This is a genomic window from Endozoicomonas sp. G2_2 (assembly GCF_017744135.1).
Classification (GTDB): domain Bacteria; phylum Pseudomonadota; class Gammaproteobacteria; order Nevskiales; family Salinisphaeraceae; genus Salinisphaera.
The window spans coordinates 1-24,644 of sequence record NZ_JAGHQU010000013.1; the positions used below are offsets into that span (position 1 = coordinate 1).

Genomic DNA, 24,644 nt, shown 5'->3' on the forward strand with positions numbered 1-24,644 from the left:
ACTCGCCCTGATGATCGAAGACCATCCGAACCGCACGCTGGCGAACTTCCGGGGAATAACGTTTGCTTGCTTTCATGGCTCCAGTCTCTCAAGAGTTGGAGCCTCCGACGAACCCGGGGCGATTCAGTTGTGTTGTATCGAGCTAATTACCGTACGATTTAGTACGTATTACATATCGCGTATCAGCACGATTTAGTCAGTTTTATGTGCCCAAGATCGCGGCTACGCGAACCGTTCACCTCTCGTCGTCGTTTACATGGCGCGCCGTACAAGTCGATCAGTTCGAGAGTGTTGTCGTAACAGAATTCGATCCCGCGGCCGAAGCGTCCCCCTGACGCCGCGGCCCGTCGTCGCTTGAATCGCATTTTAGCTGGGCGGATTTCGAAGCCGTCCGATCATCTATCGCAATACCGCGGGTTGATATGATGGGTTTGGGCGCGGCAGTTGGGCATTCACAGGCTTCTTTCCCATTCGCGCAGAGATCGAAGAACTAGCGATCGGCGCGCTCGCGCTGCCGGGCTGTATCCGCCCCGGCTACGACCGGGTGACCCGTTGATGGCCACGACTACCGAACTGAGAGTCGTGCCACGACGCCCTGCCCGCGATCATGGCGCGTGGCGAATATCCTTCGATGGCCAAGGTGCGTGTCGAACTGCGCACCACGGATTCACAGCAGACAATACCCCGGCATATTTAAGTCCATCCGGCAGCGACTGCCTGATCAGATAAGTAGCGGATTTCCCGAGCGCCTGCCCCGAGTCGTCGCCAATGCCGCACACCGTTTCAATTAGGAAGCCCGCGGCTAAGCCAGCGCCGAACTCGAGCGACGGCATGCCACCATGCACGAGCGTAAAAAAACACTCAAACTCGATCTTGAGCAGGCGCTAGAACCAATCAGCTGCTCGACGACCAGGTTGAATACCTACAACAACGCGCCGAGGCCGTGGGTCAAAGAGTCGCTGGATGACAGCCAGCAAGCCCACAGCGAAAACGAACACGACGTCGTGAATGAACGACAAATCCGCCATCGCGGGACGAAAAACGTTGATCAGATAGTTCGAGGCGTACGGCATGAACACGACGGCACCTGGAGAAACGGCTTGTCGCCGGCCTCGAGCCACCCCTGTCCGCCATCGATGGGATCGTTCGGCACACGCGCGACAAGCTCGAGTTCGCCCTCCCACACATCGAGCACGACCAGCCGATGCGTGAGCGACGCATTCGCCAGACACATGCCGGCGTGAGCGAGCTTTTCGAAAACCGCGAGCGCGGGATGTTCCGCCGTGTAGATCACCGGATACCTACAGGCGTCCACCGTCGGCTTTAGAGTTTCAGCGCCCTTGCAGCTTAGATCCTAGGCATAGAGTTACTGTGCAGCGCGATAACGCCGCATCAAGCATCAATGCCGTACATCATTCGGCCGAGCACCTGTTCGACCCACTCGGTACCGCTTTCGGTATCGGCCAAGGTAATCGGGGCCTGGCCCTCGAATACGTGATTCGGATTGTTAAGCCAATTCATCGCGCGATCCTGATCTCCAAAGGTTTCTTCAGCGAACGCGATGATCCGGGCAACGCGCAGCACAGCCTCCGAAGCGTGCTTCGAAAGGCGTTTCGATTTGCTCTTGCCTGCTGAAATCAACGTCGTGCGGGGCACAACCTGATCGAACAGGCGCTTAGGAACACCACTGTTCTCGCGAAGATAGCGCGCGCAAGTGCCCGGTAGACCATTCCGTACAGCCTTTGTAGCTGTCGCTGGCTCTCGGAAATCAGTAGCGGCGATGTTAAGGACTTCAGCACTCCCTAAAAGGGCAACAACACGTTCGCTCGTGCCAATGTCAGCCTTTACTTTCATAGCAAACACCTCGGTATCGCCAAATCGATCGCGCCCGCGTTCGTCTATGACTGGGCGAAATGTATACGCGACCCGCTTATGTCCGCTGAGACCGTTGCGGATTCACCTCGGTGTTCAACCCAATCTCGTATGCGGTGGCCGGGGGCCGCTCCATAGGGCGATGGGAGCAGTCCTACTCGTGTAAGACAGCCGAAAATCGCGAAAAAGCACGATTTTAGTAATTATGCTCGCAGCGCGGTGAGCTTGGCCACAGTAAATTTCACGAACGTCACTACCCTTACTGTGAGTTTGAGAGCTTTGAGGATCTTACCTATTAATAGCATGCGCTCAACCCTCCCGACTTCGAAGAATGAGATCGTATTGATAGCGCTCAATCGTATCCGGGCGCCACTTTATGGCTTGAGCGAGCTATTTATAATCTGTTCGGCCAAGTCGCGCCGCCCTGTAAACGTTCGGCGCCACGTACGACACGCACTCCTGCCCGACCGCTGTCAAGAGCTCAGCCGATACGACGTGGGCACCTTTGTTTTCTCAGAGCTAAAGCCACCTGGCATGGCGCGTTGGCCGACGGCGCTGGCTCTTAAAATCGCATTGAGCTCTCGAGCCTACGGGGCATCGCCATGCGCCTAACCTCGATACCGAGATTCCTGAAGCAGTACTTCGAGCCGGGCTCGGAGCCTTGCGCGCGGACCGTGCGTAGAGGCATTGAACGCGGCGATATTCCTGGGCGAAAAGTTGGCGGCCAGTGGTTTGTCGATCTGCATCTTTTTGAATCTGGGAACGATCCACTTGTCGCGCGTGTGCTAGGCGGCGACGATATGAGACCAGGTTCATAAATAAAAAGGCATGGCTAGACCAAGAACCGCCGCCAACCGAGGGCTTCCGCAGAATCTTCATCTACACGCGCCTTCAGGTCTCTATCGGTACAAGCATCCTGTCACGGGAAAGTACCACTACCTATCGCGCGATCGCGCGGAATGCATTGCGGCCGCGAAGAAGCTCAATGCGATGCTTCTGCCTTCGAACGATCTTGTGTCGCGCGTCGTAGCGCCGAGCCTCTTATTCGACAAGCTGATCGCTCTATATAAAGAGAACGAGCTCGCGCACCGGAACCTCGCCGAGAAAACGCAGACCATCTACAACCACGCGTTGCGCCGTCTCGACGAGCAGTTCGGGCAGCGCGACGTAACCGAGCTGACTGTTCGTGATCTCGCCTCGGGGGTCGACGAACTCACCAGCGGAGGCCGGATGCGCAATCAATACCGCAGCCTGCTGATCGAGCTGTTCCAATACGCGCGAGCCGAAGGCTGGCGCGAGGACAACCCAGCGGATGCGCTGCGAATCGCCAAGACCACAAGACAGCGCGCCCGTTTCACCTGGGCGGGTTTCGTCGCCGTCTATCGCGCTGCCCCGCCCTGGCTACGCGTGGCCATGGGGATCGCGCTGTATTCGCTACAGCGTGAAGGCGATGTGCTGTCGTTCGAATATCCGCGCGATGGCGTTTGGCGGTTCGAACAAGAGAAAACCGGCACGCCGCTTGAGATCACTATCGAAGGCGGTCTGGCGCGCGCGATCGAACGAAGCCGGGACGATGTTGTGAGTCCGCTAGTTGTTCACCGCTTACCGGAGAAAGCCCGCCCGCGCCACATGCGGGCGAAGAAACGCACCCATCACACGCAGGTGCTCAAAGATCAGCTGATCCGCGAGTTCGCTAAGGTGCGGCGCGCAAGCGGGTTTTACGACGGGGTGGCGAATCCGCCGACATTCCACGAAATTCGCAGTTTAGGAGCTCACCTCATGCGCGAAGCGGGACACGATGAAACTGTTATTCAGCTACTACTCGGCCATCAGGATGTCGAACAGACCCGCGTTTATCTATCCGATCATAAACGTAGTCATGTGCGAGTCGCTGCCGCGTCGTTCTAAGCCCCTCTCACGGATGAAGCAATGCTCGTAGAACTTATAGCGCCTATAGCACTCGGCTTCCTCGGCGGTTGGCTTCGGGACGCTTGGAAGGAAAGTAGCGGGGACCGACGTGCCCACCTGTTGGTTCAGCGCGAGCAAATCGAGAAACTTGCCGACTCATTGCTGATTTTTCATGGAGTGTTTAAAGCCGAGCATCGTGCATTGAAACGCACACTCCAGCAGCTACCCGGGGCCGAAGAGCCTTCCCGAATTACTCGCGACGACGAGTTTGCTGCTGTCGAGATGCTGGTCGAACTATATTTCGATCAACCCGAACGGGCTCAGCTTGGAAAGATCTCACACGTACTATCGCTATACGACAATCAACGACAAGATCCGTTCGTACAACTCGCGTTAGACAACCACCACCGATACGACCCAGGTGCGCGAAAGCTCGTAGAGCTCGCATGCGATATGCACACGGTGGTATACGAATTCGTCGACCTACTAAAAATTCGCGCTCAAGCGCTACGAGCGGAACTGAGCGGCAGTAGTTTCGGTGTAGTTTCGGTATGGAAGCGGTATGGGAAGAAATGGGCCTTCTGGCGAAAGCCCTAACCCGCTGATACCAGAAAAGAAAGATGGTCGGGGTAGCAGGATTTGAACCTACGACCTTCTGCACCCCATGCAGACGCGCTACCAAGCTGCGCCATACCCCGAGAAGATGCGTATGTTAACAGAGAAAAAGAAAACGTCGAGACGTATTCAACACGCCACGGAATAACTCGATCAGTTATTCGAGACGGCGCGCGATGGCTTCGAGTTCGCCGCGAATGGAGGCCAGTGAATCCGCCGCGCTCGCCACCGGCAAGGACGCCAAAACGCGCCCCTTGTCACGAAGCTGCAGTCGCGCGCCCTGGATCGTGAACCCCTGCTCATACAAGAGCATGCGTATATCCCGCGCGATAATCACATCATGCTGCTGGTAATAACGTCGGTTGCCGCGGCGCTTTACAGGCTTCAGCTGGGTGAATTCCTGCTCCCAATAGCGAAGCACATGCGGTTTCACCCGACACAGATCGCTGACTTCACCGATCGTGAAGTAGCGCTTGTCCGGAATCCGGGGAAGTTCTTCAGCTGGCTGCGTCAATGCTCGACTCGACGCGTGCACGCATCTTCTGGCCCGGCTTGAAACTCACGACGCGTCGTGCCGAGATCGGGATCTCTTCACCCGTCTTCGGATTGCGACCGGGGCGTTGGTTCTTGTCGCGCAACTCGAAATTGCCGAACCCCGACAGTTTCACGTATTCCCCGCTTTCGAGCGTCGAACGCACTTCCTCGAAGAAGCAATCCACGAATTCCTTGGATTCCCGCTTGTTGAAGCCGAGCTGCTCAAAGAGATTTTCGGTCAGATCCGCTTTGGTCAGTGCCACGGTTATTCACCCCTAATTCGCGCGTCACATTGTTCAGCGAGAGCCGCCACGACGCGAGTTATTATTGTATCGACCCCTTCGTCAGTTAGCGTGCTCGCTTTATCTTGGAAAATCAAGCCTAAAGCCACGCTCTTGAAACCAGTCTCAAGCCCCTCGCCTCGAAACAGGTCGAAGACCTCGATCGACCGTATTGCCGCCTCGTTAACCGACTCGATCGCACCAACAAGCGACGCGACCGGTGTCTTTTCCGCGACAACAACCGCAAGATCTCGCCGTACGGTGGGCTGTTCCGAGAGCGGCTCGAAGCGCACCGCCGCCTCCACGGCCAGCGCACTAGAATCCAGTTCAAAAAGATACGGCAATTCGCTGTTTTTATAACGCTTCGAGAAAACCGGCGAAAGCTGCCCGACCCAACCCACAGGCGTATCGTCGAGATATATCTCCGCGCTCCGCCCAGGGTGCAGCGCGGCGTGGCGGGCCGCGACGAAAGTCAGTCGACCGGACGTGCCGGAGAACAAGGCCTCGGCATCAGCCTTGATATCGAAGAAATCGACCGGCCGCGCAACACGGTCCCAGTGCGTCGGCTCGGCTTGACCGCTGATCAGCCCAGCGAGCGTGTCGCGCTGGCCGACCCCGTTTTCCGCGGCATCATCCGGCATGAACCGCAGGCCGCGTTCGTAAAGGCGAACGGTGGATTGTTGGCGACGCACATTATGCGCCCAGCTTGGCAGTAGGCTGGCCCATAGCGTGCGCCGCATTTCGACCAGTTGGTCGGATATCGGGTTGTCGAGCACAACGGCCTCTTCGCCGCCGGTGAGCGCGGCATGGAGTCCCGGCTCCACAAAACTGTAGGTGATCGCTTCGCTATAGCCCCTCTGGCGAAGAACCGAATCGGCATTTTGCGCGACCGTCAGGCCGGCAGCCGCCGCCACGGGCGGCAGACTCACGCCCTGTGCCGCCGTTTTCAGCCGGTCGTAACCGTAAACGCGCGCGATCTCTTCGATGAGATCCGCTTCGATCTGCAGGTCATAGCGCCAGCTGGGCGGCACCGCAACCAGCGATGTCTCGTCGTTGTCTTGGAGCCCGATGCCGAGCGCTTCCAGTGCATGCTCGATCCAGCGGCGGTCGATATCCTGACCGAGCAGCCGTGCAACGTGGGCGAAGGACAGCCGAATCTTTCGTTGTTCAGGCCAGACGGCGTTGCCTTCGCTATGCACTACGGGACCTGGCGTGCCGCCCGACTCGGAGACGAGCAGCGCCGTCGCACGTTCGAGCGCCACCGGATGCAGTGCTGGGTCGACACCGCGCTCGAACCGGTGCAGCGAATCTGTATGGATCTTGTAGCGGCGCCCCTGGCCCGCAACGGCAGCGGGCGTGAAACAGGCCGACTCGAACACTACATGACGCGTGCTGTCGTTCACCGCGGTCCGCAGACCACCGATCATGCCCGCAATCGCCACCGGCCCGTCGTCGTCGGCAATGACCAGGGTTTCGTCCGACAGTGTCACGTTCTCGCCATCGAGGGTGACGATCTGCTCGCCCTCCTCGGCCATGCGCACGCGAATACCGCCCACTAGCTTGTCGGCGTCGAATGCGTGCATGGGCTGACCGAGCTCGAGCATCACGTAGTTGCCGATGTCGACCGGCAGGTTGATGCGCCTTACGCCGGCACGACGCAGACGTTCCGCCATCCAAACGGGCGTCACGCCCTCGGGGTCGAGATCCGAGACTTGGCGCGCCGCGTAACCGGCACAGCGCGTGGGCGCTTCGATGGTAACGGCACGACGTTCGTTGCCTTTGGCCGCTACCACGTCAGTTTCTGGCCCCGTCATCGGTTTGTCGAAGGCGACCGCGAGTTCGCGCGCGATGCCGCGCATGCTGAGACAGTCGCCGCGGTTGGGCGTCAGATCGATATCAAAGACGCGATCCGGGAGACCCAGGTAGTCGGCAAGCGGCGTCCCGGGCTGCGCCGAATCCGCGAGCTCCAGCAGGCCGCTCGCGTCCACACTCAGATCCAGCTCGCTCGCGCTGCAGAGCATTCCCGAAGACGCCTCGCCGCGAATCTCGGTTGCCTTGATGCGCGTTCCGTTCGGCAGCGTCGCCCCAACGCAGGCCACGGGCACGTGCAACCCTTCACGTGCGTTGGGGGCGCCGCAGACGATGTCCAGCGGGGTCGCGTTACCGATGTCGACGCGACACAGCTTGAGACGATCCGCCTGTGGATGCGGGCGGCAGTGTTGAATCACGCCCACGACAACACCGTCGAGGTCAGGGCCGCCGTCGAGTAGCGCGTCGACCTCCAGCCCGGCCATGGTGAGCGTGTCGGCGACCGTATCGGTCGACGCATCCAACGCCACCCAGTCCCGCAACCATTGTTCGCTTGTCTTCATAAATCAGGCCAATCGTGTTTCAGCAGGGTTCGCGCGCCTGGATCATGCCGAACCACGGCGCAGGTCCGCGAGCTTGGCGCGGATAAACCGCTGGACGAACTTCCTATACGAACTGGGAAAGAAAACGCAGGTCGTTTTCGTAGAACTGGCGCAGATCGGTGACGCCATGGCGCAACATGGCCAGGCGTTCCACGCCCATGCCAATGGCATAGCCCGTGTAGCGTTCGCCATCGATGCCGGCCGCTTCGAGCACGCGCGGATGCACCATGCCGCAGCCGAGAACCTCCATCCATCCGGAACCGGTACCGAGACTGCGCCCGTCGATATCGACTTCCGCGGACGGCTCGGTAAAAGGAAAATAGGAGGGACGGAAACGCAGCTTCAGCTCCGTATCGAAAAACGCTTCCAGAAACGACTGCAATTCCGCACGCAGCTCCGCAAAGCTCACGCGCTCGGCGACGTAAAGCGCCTCGACCTGATGAAACATTGGACTGTGGGTCCGATCCGAGTCACAACGGTATACGCGACCGGGCGCGATGACACGAATCGGCGGCTGGCGACTCTCCATCGTGCGTATCTGCACGGGCGACGTATGCGTACGAAGCAACAGCCGCGCGCCGTCGACATAGAACGTGTCCTGCATGGCGCGGGCCGGATGATCCGGCGGGACGTTCAACGCTTCGAAGTTGTGGTAATCGTCCTCGATCTCGGGGCCGTGGACGACTTCGAAACCGTTGTGCACGAACAGTCGCTCGATACGCTCACGGGTCTGCGTAATCGGATGCGCGGCGCCCGGACGCCGACCGCGGCCGGGCAGTGTGACGTCGACACTCTCCTCCTCCAGCCTGCGCTCCAAAGCCAGCGCTTCGAGTGTTTGCTTGCGCTGCGCGATCGCTTCCGCGATTTCCGTTTTCACCGCGTTGATTCGTGCGCCTTCGGCCTTGCGCTGATCCGGTGCGAGCGCACCCAGCTGTTTGAGTTGCGCGGTGATGACCCCTTTCTTACCGAGCAGCGCGACCCTTTTTTCGTCGAGCGCCGCAAGGCTGGACGCGTCATCAATATCGGCCAATGCCTGATCGCGCAGGCGATCGAGTTCGGTGGTCATGCGCCGGGACTCCCTGGACTGCTAAAGAGCAGCCACAAAAACAAAAGGGAAAGGCGCGCGCCTTTCCCTTTTATGTCTTTCGCGAGCGCTCTGCAATGCGCAGGCGCTCCGTCAAGCGTCCGGCCGTGCCCGGCCGGACACGCGGGTCAGGCGTGGGCGGACTTCGCCTGCTCGACGATCGCGGCAAACGTCTGCTTGTCGCGCACCGCCAGATCCGCGAGGATCTTGCGATCGAGCTCGATGCCGGCCTTCTTCAAACCGTTCATGAGCACGCTGTACGACGTGCCCAGCTCCTTGGCGCCGGCACTGATACGCGTGATCCACAGCGCACGAAAATCGCGCTTGCGGTTGCGACGGTCACGATAGGCGTATTGGCCGGCCTTGAAAACGGCCTGACGAGCAACGCGATACGTGCGGCTGCGCGCACCGTAATAGCCCTTGGCCTGCTTGAGTACTTTCTTGTGACGGGCCTTCGCCGTCACGCCGCGACTGACTCGTGCCATCTTCGCGTATCCTGTTTCTAACTGTTGAAAATCAAATACGGCGGCCGCTTGCAACGGGCCGCCGCGGTGTCCGAATGCGCCCTACTATTTGTAGGGAATCAGCCGATCCATTCCCGGCTGGTCACAATGCGCAACCATGGCGCCCTGAGCCAGCCGACGCTTACGCTTGGGCGACTTTTTGGTCAGAATATGGTTGTCGTACGCGCGACGGCGGCGCAGCTTGCCGCTACCGGTACGCTTGAAACGCTTGGCAGCACCGCGGTTCGTCTTGAGCTTGGGCATAACTTCTCTCTAAATCAACGTGTCCGGGCGCCCGGCGTCCGGATGATCGGGATTCACTATTTCTTGCTGTGCTTGGGCACGCCCTTGAGCGGCGCCATCACCATGGTCATCAGGCGACCCTGCATTTCAGGATGCTGCTCGACCGACGCCATCTCTTCCAGATCGTCGCGAACCTTGTCCATCAACTCCATGCCGAGTTCCTGATGGGCCATTTCGCGGCCGCGAAAACGCAGCGTGATCTTGATCTTGTCGCCGTCTTCCAGAAACTCTCTCAGCTTCCGCAGCTTGATGTTGTAGTCGCCCTTGTCGGTACCGGGGCGAAACTTCACTTCCTTGAGCTGCGTCTGCTTCTGTTTCTGTTTGCCAGCCTGCTGGGTCTTTTTCTTTTCGAAGATGTGCTTGCCGTAATCCATAATCCGGGTGACCGGCGGATTGGCGTTCGGCGAGACCTCGACTAGGTCGAGTGAATACTCGGCCGCTTTCTCGAGCGCATCCTCGATTCGCATGATGCCGACCTGTTCCCCTTCGGGGTCGATCACGCGGACTTCCCGCGCCGTTATTGCATCGTTGCGACGATCCTTTTGTCCAGAAGCGATTTCAGCGTCCTCCTTGCATTAGCGGCATTTCGCACTGCTTCTCGCGTACACGAATTGCGCGAAGCGCGCGAGTATAGCAGATGATCGCGCGCGAACCAGCCTCGGAAGGCTAATTTCTCGCCTCCACCCGCTCTCGGGCCATCGTGACGAAGTCGTCTACCGTCATGCTGCCGAGATCCTCGCCTTCGCGGGTCCGTACGGCCACTGATCCGGATTCGACTTCACGATCGCCAACCACGAGCAGATAGGGCACGCGTTGCATCGTATGTTCACGGATCTTGTAGCCGATCTTTTCGTTTCTCAAGTCCGTATCCACCCGGAGCCCCGCGTCCTGGAGCTTTTTCTCGGCGGCACGCACAAAATCGGACTGCGCATCGGTGATGTTGAGCAACACGGCCTGTGACGGCGACAACCACAGCGGCATCGAACCGGCGTAGTGCTCGATCAGGATACCGATGAAGCGCTCCAGCGAGCCGAGAATGGCGCGATGGATCATCACCGGCACCTGGCGATCGCCGTTCTCGTCGACGTATTCGGCGCCGAGACGGTCCGGCATGGAAAAGTCCAGCTGGACAGTGCCCAGCTGCCACACACGATTGAGGCAGTCACGCAGCGAGAACTCGATCTTGGGCCCGTAGAAGGCGCCTTCGCCCGGCTGCAGCTCGAAGTCCAGATCCTTGTCTTCCAGGCAGCGTTGCAGCGCCGCCTCCGACTTGTCCCAAATCGCATCGGAGCCGACCCGCTGCTCGGGCCGGGTCGAGAGCTTGATCAGCACCTCGTCGAAGCCGAAGTCCCGGTACACCGAGTACAGGAGGTCGATGAACGCGCCGACCTCGGCCCCGATCTGCGCCTCGGTACAGAAGATATGGGCATCGTCCTGGGTGAAGCCGCGCACGCGCATCAGCCCGTGCAGCGTCCCCGAGGCCTCGTTGCGATGACAGGAGCCGAACTCGGCCAGACGCAACGGCAGGTCGCGGTAGCTTTTCAGACCGCGGTTGTAGATCTGCACATGCGCCGGACAGTTCATCGGCTTGACGGCGAACTGGCGTTCCTCCGAGCCGGTGATGAACATGTTGTCCATGAACTTGTCGGCGTGGCCGGATTTTTCCCATAGCGACAGGTCGATCAGCGATGGCGTATGCACCTCGCGATAATCCTGGCGCTTGAGCCGCGCGCGGATGTAGTCGGTAATCTGCAGATAGATCTGCCAGCCGCGGTCGTGCCAGAACACCATGCCGGGCGCCTCTTCCTGAATATGGAAGAGTTCCTGCCGGCGGCCGATGAGGCGATGGTCGCGCTTTTTGGCTTCCTCGATATGCGCCAGATGCGCCTTGAGGTCCTTCTTGTTCGCCCACGCCGTGCCGTAGATACGGGTGAGCATCTCGTTGTTCGCGTCACCGCGCCAGTAGGCACCAGCCAGGCTGGTGAGCTTGAAGGCACGCAGGTGCCGCGAGTTCGGCACGTGCGGGCCTACGCACATGTCGGTGTAGTCTTCGTGGTGATAGAGCGCGATGGTCTCGCCTTCCGGAATGCCGCGCACGATTTCCTGTTTATACGGCTCGTTGCGCGCCTCAAAGGTTTCCAACGCCTTGTCGCGGGTCACGACTTCGCGAATCACGTCGTGATCGCGCTCGGCCAGCTCGTGCATGCGCGCCTCGATCTTTTCCAGATCCTCGGGCGTGAGCGTGCGGTCGATGGCGATATCGTAATAGAAGCCGTCGTCGATCACGGGCCCGATCGCCATCTGCACGTTCGGGTAGATCGTCTTGAGCGCCTGACCCAGCAGATGCGCACAGGAGTGACGGATGATGTCGAGGCCTTCCGGGTCACGCGCGGTGATCAGCGCGACCTCGGCATCGTGATCGATCTCGACACAGGCATCGGCGAGGCGGCCGTCGACACGGGCGGCGAGCGTGGCTTTCGCCAGCCCTGCGCCGATCGATTCGGCGACCTGCATACCGGTAACCGGCTGGTCGAAGGATTTGACGGTGCCGTCGGGCAGCGTGATGGCGGGCATGATGTCCTTCCTGTTCAGTGGCGGCCGATACCAGGGGCCGCGTGCATGGGCAGTCTGAAGACTGCAGATAAATAAAAAGCCGCTCGGGAACCCGTAGCGGCTTTTCTATCGTCTGGTAGGCGCGAGTGGATTCGACCACCCCGCGCAGCGGGGTGACGCGACCGCAGGGAGCCCGAAGGGCCGGCTTCTTAGAAGCCGGCAACCCCGACCCGAAGGGTCGGTGGTGAGAATCCCTGCCATCGCCGTGATGTCGAGCCACGGCACTTACCGCATCCACATAGAATCTGGTAGGCGCGAGTGGATTCGAACCACCGACCTCTACCATGTCAAGGTAGCGCTCTAACCAACTGAGCTACGCGCCTAATGAGGGCGCAAAGATACCGGCTATCGGCGAGCGCGGCAACCGTTAGTTGTAAATTTTTTGACCGCCCTGCTCCGCGTTACCGAGACGCGATCAGCCCGCCTTCGCCGGCAGTTCGAAGGCGTGCTCGCGGATCTTGGAAATGCGATCCCGGAGTTCGCCGGCCTGCTCGAACTCCAGGTTCTCGGCGTGCTTGAACATCTGCTTCTCGAGCTTTTCGATCTCCTTGGCGAGCTGATTCGGCGTCATGCGCGCATAGTCGGCGCCCACTTCGGCCACCTTCTTGCGCTCCTTGACCTCGCTGTACTCCTCGTAGCCGTGGCGCATGACATCGGCCACCGCCTTCTTGATGGTCTGCGGCGTGATGCCGTGTTCTTCGTTGAAGGCAATCTGCTTGGCACGACGGCGCTCGGTCTCGTCGATCGCCCGACGCATGGACCCGGTGATGTTGTCTGCGTACAGCACCGCGCGGCCGTCCACGTTGCGGGCCGCGCGTCCGATCGTCTGGATCAGCGAGCGCTCGGCACGCAGGAAGCCTTCCTTGTCGGCGTCCAGGATGCCCACCAGCGCAACCTCGGGAATATCCAGCCCCTCGCGCAGCAGGTTGATACCCACGAGCACATCGAACTCGCCAAGGCGCAGATCACGAATGATCTCGCTGCGTTCGACGGTATCGATATCCGAATGCAGGTAGCGCACGCGCACGCCGTTCTCGTGCAGATACTCGGTGAGATCCTCCGCCATGCGCTTGGTGAGCGTGGTCACCAGAACACGCTGATTCCTGCCGGTGACCTCCTGAATTTCCGACAGCAGATCGTCGACCTGATTCTCGGCCGGCCGAATCTCGATCGCCGGATCGACCAGCCCTGTCGGACGCACCACCTGCTCGACGGTGTTGTCGGCGTGCTCGGTCTCGTAGGCGCCGGGCGTGGCCGACACATAGACCATCTGCGGCGCCACGCGCTCGAACTCCTCGAACTTGAGCGGCCGATTGTCGAGCGCGGACGGCAGACGAAAGCCGTATTCCACCAGCGTTTCCTTGCGCGCGCGATCGCCCTTGTACATGCCGCCAATCTGGGGGACGGTCACATGCGACTCGTCCAGCACCATGATCGCGTCGTCCGGCAGATAGTCGAGCAGACACGGCGGCGGCTCGCCCGGCGCACGCCCGGACAGATAGCGCGAGTAGTTCTCGATGCCGGAGCAGAAGCCGATCTCGTTGATCATCTCCAGATCGAAGAGCGTGCGCTGCTCGATACGCTGCGCCTCGAGCAGCTTGCCCTCTTTCTCGAACCAGGCGACGCGCTCCTTCATCTCCGCCTTGATCGCATCCATGGCCCCGACCATGCGTTCGCGCGGCGTCACATAGTGCGTCTTCGGATAAATCGTCAGCCGCGGCACCTTGCGATTGACGGTACCCGTGAGCGGATCGAAATACGAAAGACGCTCGATCTCGTCATCGAACAGCTCGATACGCACGGCTTCATCATCGGCTTCTGCCGGAAACACGTCGATGATCTCGCCGCGCACCCGGTAGGTGCCGCGCTCGAGCGCCACGTCGTTGCGCTTGTACTGAAGCTCGGTGAGGCGCTTGACGATGTCGCGCTGGCCGATGCGGTCGCCCTCGTCCAGGTGCATCACCATCGAGAAATAGGCCTTGGGATCACCGAGACCGTAGATTGCCGAGACCGATGCCACGATAATCGTGTCGCGTCGCTCCATCAGCGCCTTCGTAGCCGACAGGCGCATCTGTTCGATGTGCTCGTTGACCGACGAATCCTTCTCGATGAACGTATCCGAGGCCGGCACATAGGCTTCCGGCTGGTAGTAGTCGTAATAGGACACGAAGTACTCGACCGCGTTGTCCGGGAAGAACTCCTTCATCTCCCCGTACAGCTGCGCGGCCAGCGTCTTGTTCGGGGCCATCACCAGCATGGGCCGGTTGGCCTGCATCGCGACGTTCGCCATCGTGAACGTCTTGCCGGAGCCGGTCACGCCCAACAGCACCTGATGGGCCAGCCCGTCGTCCAGCCCTTCGACCAGCCCCCGGATTGCGGTTGGCTGATCACCTGCGGGCGCCCAGTCCGCCTTGAGATTGAAGTTGCTTTCGCTCATGCCGTCATGATTGGCGCGGTTCGCATGAAAACAAGCGACGCGCGGTTGAAGTAACAGATGTGCGCCTTACGCAAATTCGGTACGGCCAGAGGCACGCGCGTCTTCTAGGCTCGCCCAAATGCGGCATGGAAAAATTGCCTCACAACGCTTGCCAATCCGCCATCGTTCGCCTAGCATACGCGGCCTTCGCTACACAGCGAAAAACACAGGGATACTCAGTTCCCCGGTAGCTCAGTTGGTAGAGCGGGTGACTGTTAATCACTAGGTCGGCGGTTCGAGCCCGTCCCGGGGAGCCATCTCCTCGATTGAGTACCCTTGAACGCCGCGCTCGCCGGCTTCTTCCTTATACAAGACAGCTGCCTGCTATGCGCGCACCGTAGCAAGTGCACGTTGCACCCTAAATATCCCACGCCGCCGTCGCGGATCGCCAATCGGTTTTCGTTAGCGATCGAAACCGCGTTCGAGCGTATCGGAGTCGACGACGATCGCGTTTTCCAGCGTGACTTCGCGTAGCAGGCGATTGCCGCCGAAATTGAAGACCCATTTTTCACGGTAAACAGGATTCACACCGCGCCGCAGCCGGTAGTCGTAGGTCCCGACGTCGTTGCGCCTGCTGAAAACGAACCCGCCGCTTTTCTGGATCGGTTCGCCACAGGCCTGCAGCAGACGATACTTGCTCATGCCCCGGGCGATATCCGTGGGGCGGCATTCATTCGCGCCGCGCCTCACGGTAAAACCGTAGCCGTCGTCGCGAATGCGCTGCAGTTTGCCGTCGCGGAAGACGAGAATCTGCAACAGGCGGCTCGGGCCCCGATTATAGGTCCACTCCTCCATGGAGAGCGTCTGCCCATAGGCAAGACCGCTTCCGCCGATCCACGGGTCGACGAAATCCGGCGCGCCACACTTGTTACGCACGACGGCCGCCGGGTCACCGGTCTGGATCAGCGCGCCGCCGCAGCGCAGGCTGTCGGCCACAGCCGGTCCGCCAGACACACACAGCCCCAGGACTAAAACGAAACAGGCCCAGATACTGTGCTTGCGCGTTGTTCGGCTCATGGCTAGCTCGGCCCTTTCACGTGGTATCGATCGCCCCGGTAGTTCAGCGTCGCACCGGTCGCGTCGATCGATTCCACGGCGGGGCCTTCGGCGAGACGTTCGCCCTCGTGATAGCGACGTCCGTTGACCAATATGAAACTTCGTCCGGGCACGGTGCTGAACAGATGGCCATTGATCGCGACCGCCGGCGCGGAGCCACGCGGCGCAGGCGCGTTCGGCTGCGGCCCCGGCGGCCGAGACGATGGGGCGTCGTCGAGCGGCGTGCGTGAATAGGTGACCTGGCCGCCGCCAGCACGCGGCGCGTCGTTCGACAGTCGAAGATTTTCCATGGGCCGCGGCTTCGCCGGCGGCAACGTCGGGCTCGACGGCGCCGTCGGCGCGGATTGGTCACTGCCACGCGCCTGGAGACGTTCCGGCGCCTCTTGCGGCGCGGCTGTGGCGCGCGCGCCGACGTTGGACTGCGCCGGCGCGCGCTCGGTGTTCTCGCCAGACGATTTCGCCACCGGCCCGCTGGCCTGCGCGCCCGTTTCGTCAGTTTCCGCCGCGGACTCCGGCGACGACGGCGCTTGTGTTTCACCCGCGCTGGACACAACCGTGGGCGCGGGTTCGACGAATGCCTCGGAGACGCGCGTGGGCACGAACAGATAAGCCAGAAGCGCCGCGTTGCAGACAACCAGCAGCCCGACCAGCCACCGCAGCGCCCGGCCCGAGCCACCGCTGCCCGGCCCCGGCCCGCCTTCGGCGAGCGAGCGCAGATCTGCGCGCTGATTTTCGTGCCGCTCACGCTCGGCTTTCTTGAGAGCATCGACCAGATACGACACGCCTATTCCTCTACGGGGTTCAACGCGGGCGATCCGGGCGATGGCACGGCGCCATTGAGCATCATCTGGGTGCGTGGACCGGCCATGGCGTCTGCCTTCAGGCCGTTCGCGGCCTGAAAGGCGCGCAGCCGCTGCTGCAGCGCTTCATCGTAGATGGGCGATGCCGGGCCTAGCTGCGTTTCCGGGTTGCGGCCACGAATACGGTCGAGGCGCTTGCGCAGCCAGACGACGGCCGATCCCACCGCACCCGGCTGAATCAGGCTGACACCCGAGTCGGCACGCCAGACGACCTCGAACTCGCCGGTCCAGATGCGGCCCAAGGCCGCCCGCGTGATCCGGCGGGTACCGTCCGCTCCCACCAGCGTGGCTTCGGGCCCGTCGAGCGAACTCAGAAGAACCTTGCGCGTGCGTCCTTCATCCTGAATGGTCAGCAATGCTGGCCGGTTATAGCGCTGGATGACGGAAAAGTTGCCGGTGTCCGCAAGACAGCGCAGATCCCCCACCCGCAGGCTGCGACAATCGGTACGGACCTCGGAGCCGAAGACGCCCCACAAGCGCAACAACTGTGTGATGTCGGCGTCGCCCGCCGGCAGGCCACCCGGCGCCGGTACCGATTCGGCAGTCGTGCTGCCGCCACTGCCGCTGCTGACATCGGTATCCGGTGCGCTTTCCGTCTCCTCGACGTCGCTGGCCGCGACGTCGGTATCCGCCGGCATCGGCCGGTAGCTGTCGCCACCCTCGCCGGTCGCCAGCATGGCGTTCGCGCCGCCGTTCTCCGGCGCGGCCGCGTTCGGCGCGTTGTCCTCACCCACGACATCGCCGGCTACGGGCGTGGAAGCGCCCGCCCCGCCGCTCTGCATCCATTCCGCGGCACGCGTGAGCTCGATGCCGGGATACCATGCCAGCGTGCCGACCACGGCCACCGCAGCCAGGCTCGCCGCAGGAACCCCGACCCGCAGCCAGCGAGAATGGCGTTCGCGCGGCAGCGTTTCCAGTGCCGCGCGCGACACGATGAGCGGCCCGATCTTCGAGCGTGCGTGGGCATAACCGCCCATCAGCGCGCGCTCGCACACCATATTGATGAGCCGGGGTATGCCGCCGGTATAACGGCGCAGGGCAAACAGCGCGCCAGCGGAAAACAGATGCTGCGAACCGCCGGCGAGCTTGAGGCGATGCTGAACATAGGCGCGTGTCTCGCCGTAACCCAGCGCATTGAGCTTGAAACGCGCGGTGATCCGCTGCGACAGCTGTCGCAGGTCATGACGGGCCAGCAGCTGTTCCAGTTCCGGCTGTCCGACGAGAATGATGCGCAACAGCTTGTGCTTGTGGGTTTCGAGATTGGTCAGCAGGCGCAGCTGTTCGAGCACGCCGCGGCTGAGGTTCTGCGCCTCGTCGATGATCAGTACCGTGCGCCGATTATTGGCATGGGTGGCCAGCAGATGGCGGTTCAGGCGATCGACGAGATCCTTGAGCGACGTGTCGCGGCGTGGGTCGTATTCCGCGCCCAGCTCGTCGCAGATGGTGGCGACGAACTCGCGCACCTCTAGATGCGGGTTCCAGCACAGCGCGATATCGAGTTCCGGCATGTCGTTATCGACCAGCGCCCGGATCAGCGTCGTCTTGCCGGTACCGACTTCGCCGATCAGCGCAACGAAGCCACCGTGCTCGCCCGCGCCGTAAAGCAGATGGCTCAGCGCTTCCCGATGACTCGCGCTCAGATACAGGAACGCCGGGTCCGGCGTCACCGAGAACGGATAGTCATCGAGACCGTAATAGCGCAGATACATGCAAAAAACACAGGCGAGCGGTAACGGCGCAAGTCTAACCCGCACCCGCGGCACGGCAAACTCGAACGCTCGCTGGAATTCGCCGTGCGGCTTGACCGCAACGTCATCTTCGTGGGGTAGACTCCGCCCCATGGCCGTTGAACTCTCCCGCGACGCGCAGCGCTGGCTTGGCCGCCTGCCCGAAATAGCCAACATTCTGTTGGTAATCCTCATTGCCCTTTCGGCCGCCCGGCTCTTCTGGCTCGCGTGGCCGGCTGGCGAGAACGAACTCATGCCCGCCGTCACCGGCCCGACGAACGACCGCGGTGGCGATAGCGTGGATGTCGACACCATCGCGAGTGCTCACCTGTTCGGCGAACAGAGCGTCGATAGCTCGGCGGCCGAGGAGCGCGAGATCATCAACGCGCCCGAGACCCGCCTCAACCTCGTACTTACCGGCATTGTGTCCGAGCAAAACGGCAACCGCTCCCGTGCGCTGATCCGCAGCGGCCGTTCCGACCAGGAGAGCTACGCGGTGGGCGATGCCATCGACAACGGCGTGAAACTGCACGCCATCTACGCCAACCGGGTCATCCTCGACCGTAGCGGTCGTTTCGAGACGCTGACGCTCGAGAGCGTCAAGCAGGCCAAGTCGCTCAAGGGCATCGAACGCACCCAGGCCGTCTCCAGCGAACTCGCCAGCGACTTGGGTGAGGTACGCCAGAAAATTCTTGCCAATCCGGCAAATGCATCGCGATACATCCGCTTGCAGCCGGAGCGACAAAACGGCAACCTCGTGGGATACCGTATTTATCCGGGGGCCGACCGGGGGCTATTTGAGAAGGCCGGCCTGGAACCGGGGGAACTGGTCACTGCCGTCAACGGGCAACCGCTGAACAACCCGGCCGCGTCGCTCAGGTTACTGAGCAATCTCGCCGAGGCCAGCAGCGCGTCCGTGACGCTCGAACGCGATGGCCAGCAACGTACCGTCACGGTGAATTTCTAAAATGACAGCCATCGTCTTGCGCCGGTTTTTCTGCCTGCTCGCACTCTCTTTGTTCGCCATGGGGACAGCGACGGCCCAGACCGCTACCAGCCAGACCGCGACCACTCAGGGAGATTCATTCACGCTGAATCTCAAGGATGCGGACATCACGACGCTGATCGCGACGGTAAGCGAAGTCACCGGGCGCAATTTCGTGGTCGACCCGCGCGTCAAGGGCGACGTGACCGTGCTCTCGACCGAGCCGATGACGCCCAGTCAGCTCTACGAGACCTTCCTCTCGGTGCTCGAGGTCCATGGGTTCGCGGCAGTGCCCTCGGGCGAAGTCACCAAGATCATCCCGCAGATCAACGCGAAGCAGGACGGCGGGTTCGGCCGCCGTGGCGGCAACGCGACCCGCGAGGACATCGTCACGCGCGTGATCAACGTCGACAACGTGCCTGCCGATCAGCTGGTGCCGATCCTGCGCCCGCTCGTACCGCAGTACGGGCATCTGGCGGCCTACTCCGCGTCCAATACGCTGATCATTTCCGATCGCGCGGCCAACGCACAGCGCATGGCCGAGATCGTGGCGAAGATCGATCGTAACGGCCTCAAGGACGTCGAAAGCATCCGTCTGCAATACGCGAGCGCGTCGGAAGTGGCGGCGGTCGTCGATCAGCTCAAGGCCGGCGCCAGCGGCAACGCGGCCGCGGGCAACTTCACCATAATCCCGGACGAGCGCACGAACAGCGTGATCATCAGCGGCGGCCGCCAGGAGCGCCTGCGCCTGCGCGCGATCATTGCCGATCTGGATACCGAGTCCGAACAGAGCGGCGGCACGCAAGTCGTCTATCTCGATTACGCGGACGCCGAAACCATCGCGCCCGTGCTGCAGAACTATGCCGACGGCCAGGGCGCCACGTCGGCGAGCAGCGGCGGCAATGGCGGCAATGCCAGCAGCAGTGCGGCGCGCCGTCCTGGCGGCGGTGCGAACGGTGTGAGCGTGATCGCCGAACCCGGCGCCAACGCGCTGGTCGTCACCGCCCCCGCCGATACGATGCGCCAGATCAAGCAGGTCATCGAGCAGCTGGATATCCGCCGGGGGCAGGTGCTGGTGGAGGCAATCATCGCCGAAGTGAGCCTGACCCGTTCCCGCCAGCTCGGTGTCAACGTCGCCGCTTTCGAAAACGGCGGCCCCGCGGCTGCGAGCATCCTGGATCAGGACACCCTGACCGCGGTCCCCTCTCTTGCCATGGATGGCACCCCGCTGAGCCTGATCCAGCAGGGTCTCAATGTCGCCCTGGGCGACATCAACGACAGCGGCACCGGTTTCGCGGTCCTCGTCAACGCCCTGTCCGGCAACACCAACACCAACGTGCTGTCCACCCCTTCGCTGATCACCCGCGACAACGAGGAAGCCGAGATCAAGGTTGGCCAGGAAGTCCCCTTCGTGACCGGCAACTACACCAGCGGGACGACCGGTGGCGGCGTCAACAACGGCCTCACCAACCCGTTTCAGACCATCGAACGCAAGGACGTCGGTCTCACCCTGGGCTTCACGCCCCAGATCAGCGCCGGCGACACGATCCAGCTCACCATCGATCAGGAGATCTCGAGCATCGCCCAGGGCTCGAGCCAGACGGGCGCGGTGGACCTGATCACCAACAACCGCACCCTCACCACATCCGTGGAAGTCGAGAACGGCCAGATCCTGGTCCTCGGCGGCCTGATCGACGATCAGGTCACGGAGTCCGAACAGAAGGTGCCGCTGCTCGGCGATATTCCGTTGCTCGGCGCGTTGTTCACGTTCCGGAACGTGCAGAAGAACAAGCGCAACCTGCTCAACTTCATCCGGCCGACGATTCTGCGCGGCGGCGGCGAAGCGGACTACTACACGCGCAAGAAATACAACTACATCCGCTCCCTGCAGGAGCAGCAGGCGGAGACCAGTATCCCGCTCATGGGCGAGGAACAACGGCCACAGCTGCCCCCGATCAACGAGTATGACGACAGCGACTCGTTCTCGGAGGATTCGGGTGTGAGCAACAACGAGAGCACGCCGCGCGACTCCGACCGCGATGCCCGGGGCGGCAAGCGTCGCGGCGACCAGTTCTAGAAGCGCCGTAACCGGCAGGACAGCACATGAGCGACAATCTCGAAACGCTCAGCCTCGAACCGATCGCCGACGACATGGCCGCGCCCGCGCCAACCGCCGGGCCGGGCGGCGTCGATCGCCTTCCGTTCGCCTTTGCCAAGCGCCACGGCATCATGCTCGGCGCCGAACACGACGGCGCCATCGAAGTGACGGTTCGCGCCCCGGTCAACCAGACCGCGCTCTCCGAGGTCCGCCGCTACTGCAAGCGCCCGCTTGAAATACACCGCGTGGATGCCGGCTCCTTCGACGCGCTGCTGCAGAACGACTACGAGGGCAAGGCCAACGAGTCCATGCAGATCGTCGAAGGCATGGATGAGGAAATGGATCTCTCGGATGCCGCACGCGCACTGTCCGAACCCGCCGACCTGCTCGAGTCGTCCGACGACGCGCCGATCATCCGGCTGATCAACGCGCTGCTCACGGAAGCGATCAAGGAGAACGCGTCCGATATTCATATCGAGCCGTTCGAGTCGCGGCTGACGGTTCGTTTTCGTGTCGACGGTGTGCTGCGTGAAGTACTCAGCCCGCCCCGCCAGCTCGCCCCGCGCCTGATCTCCCGCGTGAAAGTGATGGCCAAGCTGGATATCGCCGAAAAGCGTATCCCGCAGGACGGACGCATCTCGGTGCGCATCGCGGGCCGGCCGGTGGACGTGCGCGTCTCGACCATCCCGTCGGGCAACGGCGAGCGCGTGGTGATGCGACTGCTGGACAAGCAGGCCGGCCGTCTCGACTTGCCACAGCTGGGCATGCCCGAGGAAACTCTCGAGGGCATCGACGCGCTGATCCACAAGCCGCACGGCATCATGCTCGTCACCGGCCCGACCGGCTCCGGCAAGACCACGACCCTGTACGCTGGCCTGACCCGGATCAACGACCGCACCCGCAACATCATGACCGTCGAGGACCCGATCGAGTACTACCTCGACGGCATCGGCCAGACGCAGGTGAACTCCAAGGTCGACATGAGCTTTGCGCGCGGGCTGCGCGCCATCCTGCGCCAGGATCCGGACGTGGTGATGATCGGCGAAATTCGCGACCTGGAAACCGCGGAAATCGCGGTGCAGGCGTCACTCACCGGCCATCTGGTGTTTTCGACCCTGCATACCAACACGGCCGTGGGCGCGATCGCGCGCCTGCGCGACATGGGGGTCGAACCCTTCCTGCTGTCCTCGAGCCTCATCGGCATCATGGCGCAGCGGCTCGTGCGCACGCTGTGCAAGGACTGCCGCGAATCGTATGTCGCCAACCGACGCGAATGCGAGCTGCTGCACGCCGATCCCGAGGATCCGCCGATTCTGCACAAGCCGGCCGGCTGCGAAGCCTGCAACCAGTCCGGTTTTCGCGGGCGTACCGGCGTCTACGAGCTTGTGGTGGTCGACGACGAGATGCGCAATCTCATTCACGAGCAGGTGTCCGAGCAGGCGCTGGAACGCCACGCGCGCAAGACCACGCCGAGCATTCGCGCCGACGGCATTGCCAACGTCCTGGCGGGCAACACGACGCTCGAAGAAGTGCTGCGCGTGACCCGTGAGAGTTAGAGCCTAGCCTTGGGCGCTTACGAATACACCGCGCTCGACCCCCGCGGGCGCGAAAAGAAAGGCGTGCTCGAGGGCGATGCCGCGCGCGCCATTCGCGCGCAGTTGCGCGATCAGGGCCTCACGCCCATCGAGGTGCACGAAGTCGCCGACCGCAAGAGCGGCCGCGCGCGCGGGTTTTCGTTCTCGCGCGGTATCAGCGTCACCGAACTGTCCCTGTTCACGCGCCAACTCGCAACGCTCACCCACGCCGGCCTGCCGATGGAGGAGGCACTCAAGGCGGTCGCCGAACAGACGGATAGCGACAAGGTGCAGCGCATCATCGTCGGCGTGCGCTCGCAGGTGGTCGAGGGCCATACGCTTGCCGATGCCCTGGGCCATTTCCCGAACAGCTTCGACGAGCTTTATCGGGCAACCACGGCGGCCGGCGAACAGTCCGGGCGGATCGACGAAGTGCTCACCGGGCTGGCCGACTACGTCGAGGATCAGCAGTCCATGCGCCAGAAGGTCCTGGCGGCCATGATCTATCCGGCATTCCTGTCGGTCGTGGCCATCGGTATCGTCATCGCGCTGCTCGCCACGGTCGTGCCCGATCTCGTGGAAGTCTTCGAAAGCGTCAACGCCGACCTGCCGCCGCTGACCACCGGGCTTATCGCGGTCAGTGATTTCCTGCGCTACTGGGGCTGGTTGCTGGCGCTGATTCTCGGCGCCTGCGTCACGGGGTTCATCTACGGCATGCGTCGGCCGGCCTTCAAGCGCGTGGTCCAGTCGCGGGTTCTGCAGCTGCCGCTGATCGGACGCTTCGCGCGCGGCGTGAACACGGCGCGTTTCACGCGCACGCTGTCGATTCTCACCCGCAGCGGCGTCCCCGCGCTCGACGCGATGACCATCGGCGCGGACGTGGTCACCAACCTGCCCATGCGCGATGCGATCAAGCGCGCATCGGCGCGTGTTCGAGAGGGCGACGCCATTCACCGGGCCCTGGGGCGCGAGCGTCTGTTTCCGCCGATCACGCTGCACATGATCGCCAACGGCGAGATTTCCGGCGAACTGGACATGATGCTCGGCCGCGCGGCGGAACATCAGGAACGCGAGGTGGAAACACTCCGGCAAGGGGTGATGGGTATTCTGGGGCCCGCGGTCATCCTGGCCATGGGCGGACTCGTACTGATCATCGTGCTCGCGATCCTGCTGCCGGTGTTCAACCTGAACCAGCTGGTCAAATAATCAACGGCCCGGCGCCGGTCTTCGCGCGCCCGGCTTACACTATTCGGATACGTCATCCGCAGGAGATAACAATATGATGCGACAGGGTCTTACCGCAGGCGCTCGCGCCACGCAGCGCGGCTTCACGCTCATCGAGATCATGGTCGTGGTGGTGATCCTCGGCATCCTGGCCGCCATCGTGGTGCCCAACATCATCGACCGCCCGGATGCCGCACGCGTCGCCAAGGCGCGCCAGGACATCCGCGCGGTGGAGAGCGCGCTCAAGCTCTATCGCTTGGACAACTTCCGTTATCCCACCACCGAGCAGGGCCTCGCCGCGCTGGTCGACAAGCCGACTACGCAGCCCGAGCCGCGCAACTGGAAATCCGGCGGCTATCTCGACCGTATCCCGACCGACCCCTGGGGCGAAACCTACCACTATCGCAACCCCGGTGAGCATGGCGAGATCGACGTCTACACGCTGGGCCGCGACGGCCGTCCCGGCGGCGAGGAAAGCGACGCGGACATCGGCAACTGGGCGCTCGACAGCTAGCCCGCG

Annotated in this window: 21 protein-coding genes, 3 tRNA genes and 1 pseudogene; 9 read left to right on the forward strand and 16 right to left on the reverse strand. The window is 62.1% G+C overall.

The features are described from left to right. Positions 1 to 196, forward strand: a 196-nt coding sequence (locus J7355_RS14080; RefSeq protein ID WP_209063774.1) for a hypothetical protein, incomplete at its 5' end; no start/stop codon positions are given. 852 nt (positions 197 to 1,048) lie between these two features. On the opposite strand, the gene J7355_RS14085 is transcribed toward J7355_RS14080, so the two are convergent. Continuing rightward, complete coding sequence (locus tag J7355_RS14085; protein ID WP_209063776.1) at positions 1,049 to 1,294, reverse strand: hypothetical protein; 246 nt, start codon at positions 1,292 to 1,294, stop codon at positions 1,049 to 1,051. Positions 1,295 to 1,392: 98 nt separating this feature from the next. Then, on the reverse strand, positions 1,393 to 1,854 hold the full coding sequence (locus tag J7355_RS14090; protein ID WP_209063778.1) for an MbcA/ParS/Xre antitoxin family protein: 462 nt from the start codon (positions 1,852 to 1,854) through the stop codon (positions 1,393 to 1,395). Positions 1,855 to 2,700: 846 nt separating this feature from the next. Between J7355_RS14090 and J7355_RS14095 the strand changes: the two genes are divergently transcribed. Both J7355_RS14095 and J7355_RS14100 read left to right on the forward strand, forming a co-directional pair. Beyond that, the gene (locus tag J7355_RS14095) at positions 2,701 to 3,780 is read left to right on the forward strand and encodes a phage integrase Arm DNA-binding domain-containing protein (protein WP_209063780.1); all 1,080 of its coding nucleotides are present in this window, start codon (positions 2,701 to 2,703) and stop codon (positions 3,778 to 3,780) included. A gap of 21 nt (positions 3,781 to 3,801) precedes the next feature. Continuing rightward, positions 3,802 to 4,377 carry a hypothetical protein gene (locus J7355_RS14100; RefSeq protein ID WP_209063782.1) on the forward strand — a complete coding sequence of 192 codons (576 nt, stop codon included), beginning with the start codon at positions 3,802 to 3,804 and terminating at the stop codon, positions 4,375 to 4,377. 24 nt (positions 4,378 to 4,401) lie between these two features. Here the strand turns inward: J7355_RS14100 and J7355_RS14105 are convergent. The 11 genes and pseudogenes from J7355_RS14105 to uvrB form a co-directional block, all read right to left on the reverse strand. After that, positions 4,402 to 4,478, reverse strand: a tRNA-Pro gene (locus J7355_RS14105). A gap of 152 nt (positions 4,479 to 4,630) precedes the next feature. Next, positions 4,631 to 4,909: pseudogene (locus tag J7355_RS14110) on the reverse strand (MerR family transcriptional regulator); the annotation flags it as partial. Next, positions 4,893 to 5,192, reverse strand: coding sequence for an integration host factor subunit alpha (locus J7355_RS14115; protein ID WP_209063786.1), 300 nt, complete (start codon positions 5,190 to 5,192; stop codon positions 4,893 to 4,895). The gene J7355_RS14115 and the pseudogene J7355_RS14110, both read right to left, overlap by 17 nt. Before the next feature lie 2 nt (positions 5,193 to 5,194). Beyond that, complete coding sequence (gene pheT / locus J7355_RS14120) at positions 5,195 to 7,582, reverse strand: phenylalanine--tRNA ligase subunit beta (protein ID WP_209063788.1); 2,388 nt, start codon at positions 7,580 to 7,582, stop codon at positions 5,195 to 5,197. A gap of 103 nt (positions 7,583 to 7,685) precedes the next feature. Beyond that, positions 7,686 to 8,687, reverse strand: a complete 1,002-nt coding sequence (pheS, locus tag J7355_RS14125) for a phenylalanine--tRNA ligase subunit alpha (protein ID WP_209063790.1) — start codon at positions 8,685 to 8,687, stop codon at positions 7,686 to 7,688. Between the two features lie 146 nt (positions 8,688 to 8,833). Next, positions 8,834 to 9,190 carry a 50S ribosomal protein L20 gene (gene rplT, locus J7355_RS14130; protein WP_209063792.1) on the reverse strand — a complete coding sequence of 119 codons (357 nt, stop codon included), beginning with the start codon at positions 9,188 to 9,190 and terminating at the stop codon, positions 8,834 to 8,836. Between the two features lie 84 nt (positions 9,191 to 9,274). Further along, positions 9,275 to 9,472, reverse strand: a complete 198-nt coding sequence (gene rpmI, locus J7355_RS14135) for a 50S ribosomal protein L35 (protein ID WP_209063794.1) — start codon at positions 9,470 to 9,472, stop codon at positions 9,275 to 9,277. A gap of 56 nt (positions 9,473 to 9,528) precedes the next feature. Further along, positions 9,529 to 10,068: a translation initiation factor IF-3 gene (infC, locus tag J7355_RS14140; protein ID WP_209063927.1), complete on the reverse strand. Its 540-nt coding sequence runs from the start codon at positions 10,066 to 10,068 to the stop codon at positions 9,529 to 9,531. Positions 10,069 to 10,177: 109 nt separating this feature from the next. Next, a complete protein-coding gene (gene thrS / locus J7355_RS14145) occupies positions 10,178 to 12,085 on the reverse strand; it encodes a threonine--tRNA ligase (protein WP_209063795.1) in 1,908 nt (635 codons plus the stop codon). A 285-nt stretch (positions 12,086 to 12,370) separates the two neighbouring features. Beyond that, positions 12,371 to 12,447: transfer RNA gene (locus tag J7355_RS14150), tRNA-Val, on the reverse strand. A 92-nt stretch (positions 12,448 to 12,539) separates the two neighbouring features. Beyond that, the gene (uvrB, locus tag J7355_RS14155) at positions 12,540 to 14,561 is read right to left on the reverse strand and encodes an excinuclease ABC subunit UvrB (protein WP_209063797.1); all 2,022 of its coding nucleotides are present in this window, start codon (positions 14,559 to 14,561) and stop codon (positions 12,540 to 12,542) included. A gap of 220 nt (positions 14,562 to 14,781) precedes the next feature. Here uvrB and J7355_RS14160 point away from each other — a divergent pair. After that, positions 14,782 to 14,857, forward strand: a tRNA-Asn gene (locus J7355_RS14160). A gap of 145 nt (positions 14,858 to 15,002) precedes the next feature. Here J7355_RS14160 and J7355_RS14165 read toward each other — a convergent pair. From J7355_RS14165 to J7355_RS14175, 3 genes are read right to left on the reverse strand one after another with little or no spacing between them, the layout of a single operon-like run. Then, a complete protein-coding gene (locus J7355_RS14165) occupies positions 15,003 to 15,617 on the reverse strand; it encodes a DUF2845 domain-containing protein (protein WP_209063799.1) in 615 nt (204 codons plus the stop codon). Between the two features lie 2 nt (positions 15,618 to 15,619). Then, on the reverse strand, positions 15,620 to 16,438 hold the full coding sequence (locus J7355_RS14170) for a general secretion pathway protein GspB (RefSeq protein WP_209063801.1): 819 nt from the start codon (positions 16,436 to 16,438) through the stop codon (positions 15,620 to 15,622). A gap of 2 nt (positions 16,439 to 16,440) precedes the next feature. After that, entirely contained in the window at positions 16,441 to 18,225 is a 1,785-nt protein-coding gene (locus tag J7355_RS14175; protein ID WP_209063803.1) for an AAA family ATPase, read from the reverse strand. A 130-nt stretch (positions 18,226 to 18,355) separates the two neighbouring features. Here J7355_RS14175 and gspC point away from each other — a divergent pair, with 130 nt between their 5' ends. The 5 genes from gspC (at position 18,356) to gspG (ending at position 24,638) form a co-directional block, all read left to right on the forward strand. Beyond that, a complete protein-coding gene (gene gspC, locus J7355_RS14180) occupies positions 18,356 to 19,210 on the forward strand; it encodes a type II secretion system protein GspC (RefSeq protein WP_209063805.1) in 855 nt (284 codons plus the stop codon). A 1-nt stretch (position 19,211) separates the two neighbouring features. Then, positions 19,212 to 21,305, forward strand: coding sequence for a type II secretion system secretin GspD (gene gspD, locus J7355_RS14185; protein ID WP_209063807.1), 2,094 nt, complete (start codon positions 19,212 to 19,214; stop codon positions 21,303 to 21,305). A 74-nt stretch (positions 21,306 to 21,379) separates the two neighbouring features. After that, entirely contained in the window at positions 21,380 to 22,882 is a 1,503-nt protein-coding gene (gene gspE, locus J7355_RS14190) for a type II secretion system ATPase GspE (protein ID WP_209063929.1), read from the forward strand. Between the two features lie 9 nt (positions 22,883 to 22,891). Then, on the forward strand, positions 22,892 to 24,106 hold the full coding sequence (gene gspF, locus J7355_RS14195) for a type II secretion system inner membrane protein GspF (protein WP_209063808.1): 1,215 nt from the start codon (positions 22,892 to 22,894) through the stop codon (positions 24,104 to 24,106). A 73-nt stretch (positions 24,107 to 24,179) separates the two neighbouring features. Beyond that, positions 24,180 to 24,638: a type II secretion system major pseudopilin GspG gene (gspG, locus tag J7355_RS14200; protein WP_280637623.1), complete on the forward strand. Its 459-nt coding sequence runs from the start codon at positions 24,180 to 24,182 to the stop codon at positions 24,636 to 24,638. Positions 24,639 to 24,644 lie beyond the last annotated feature (6 nt).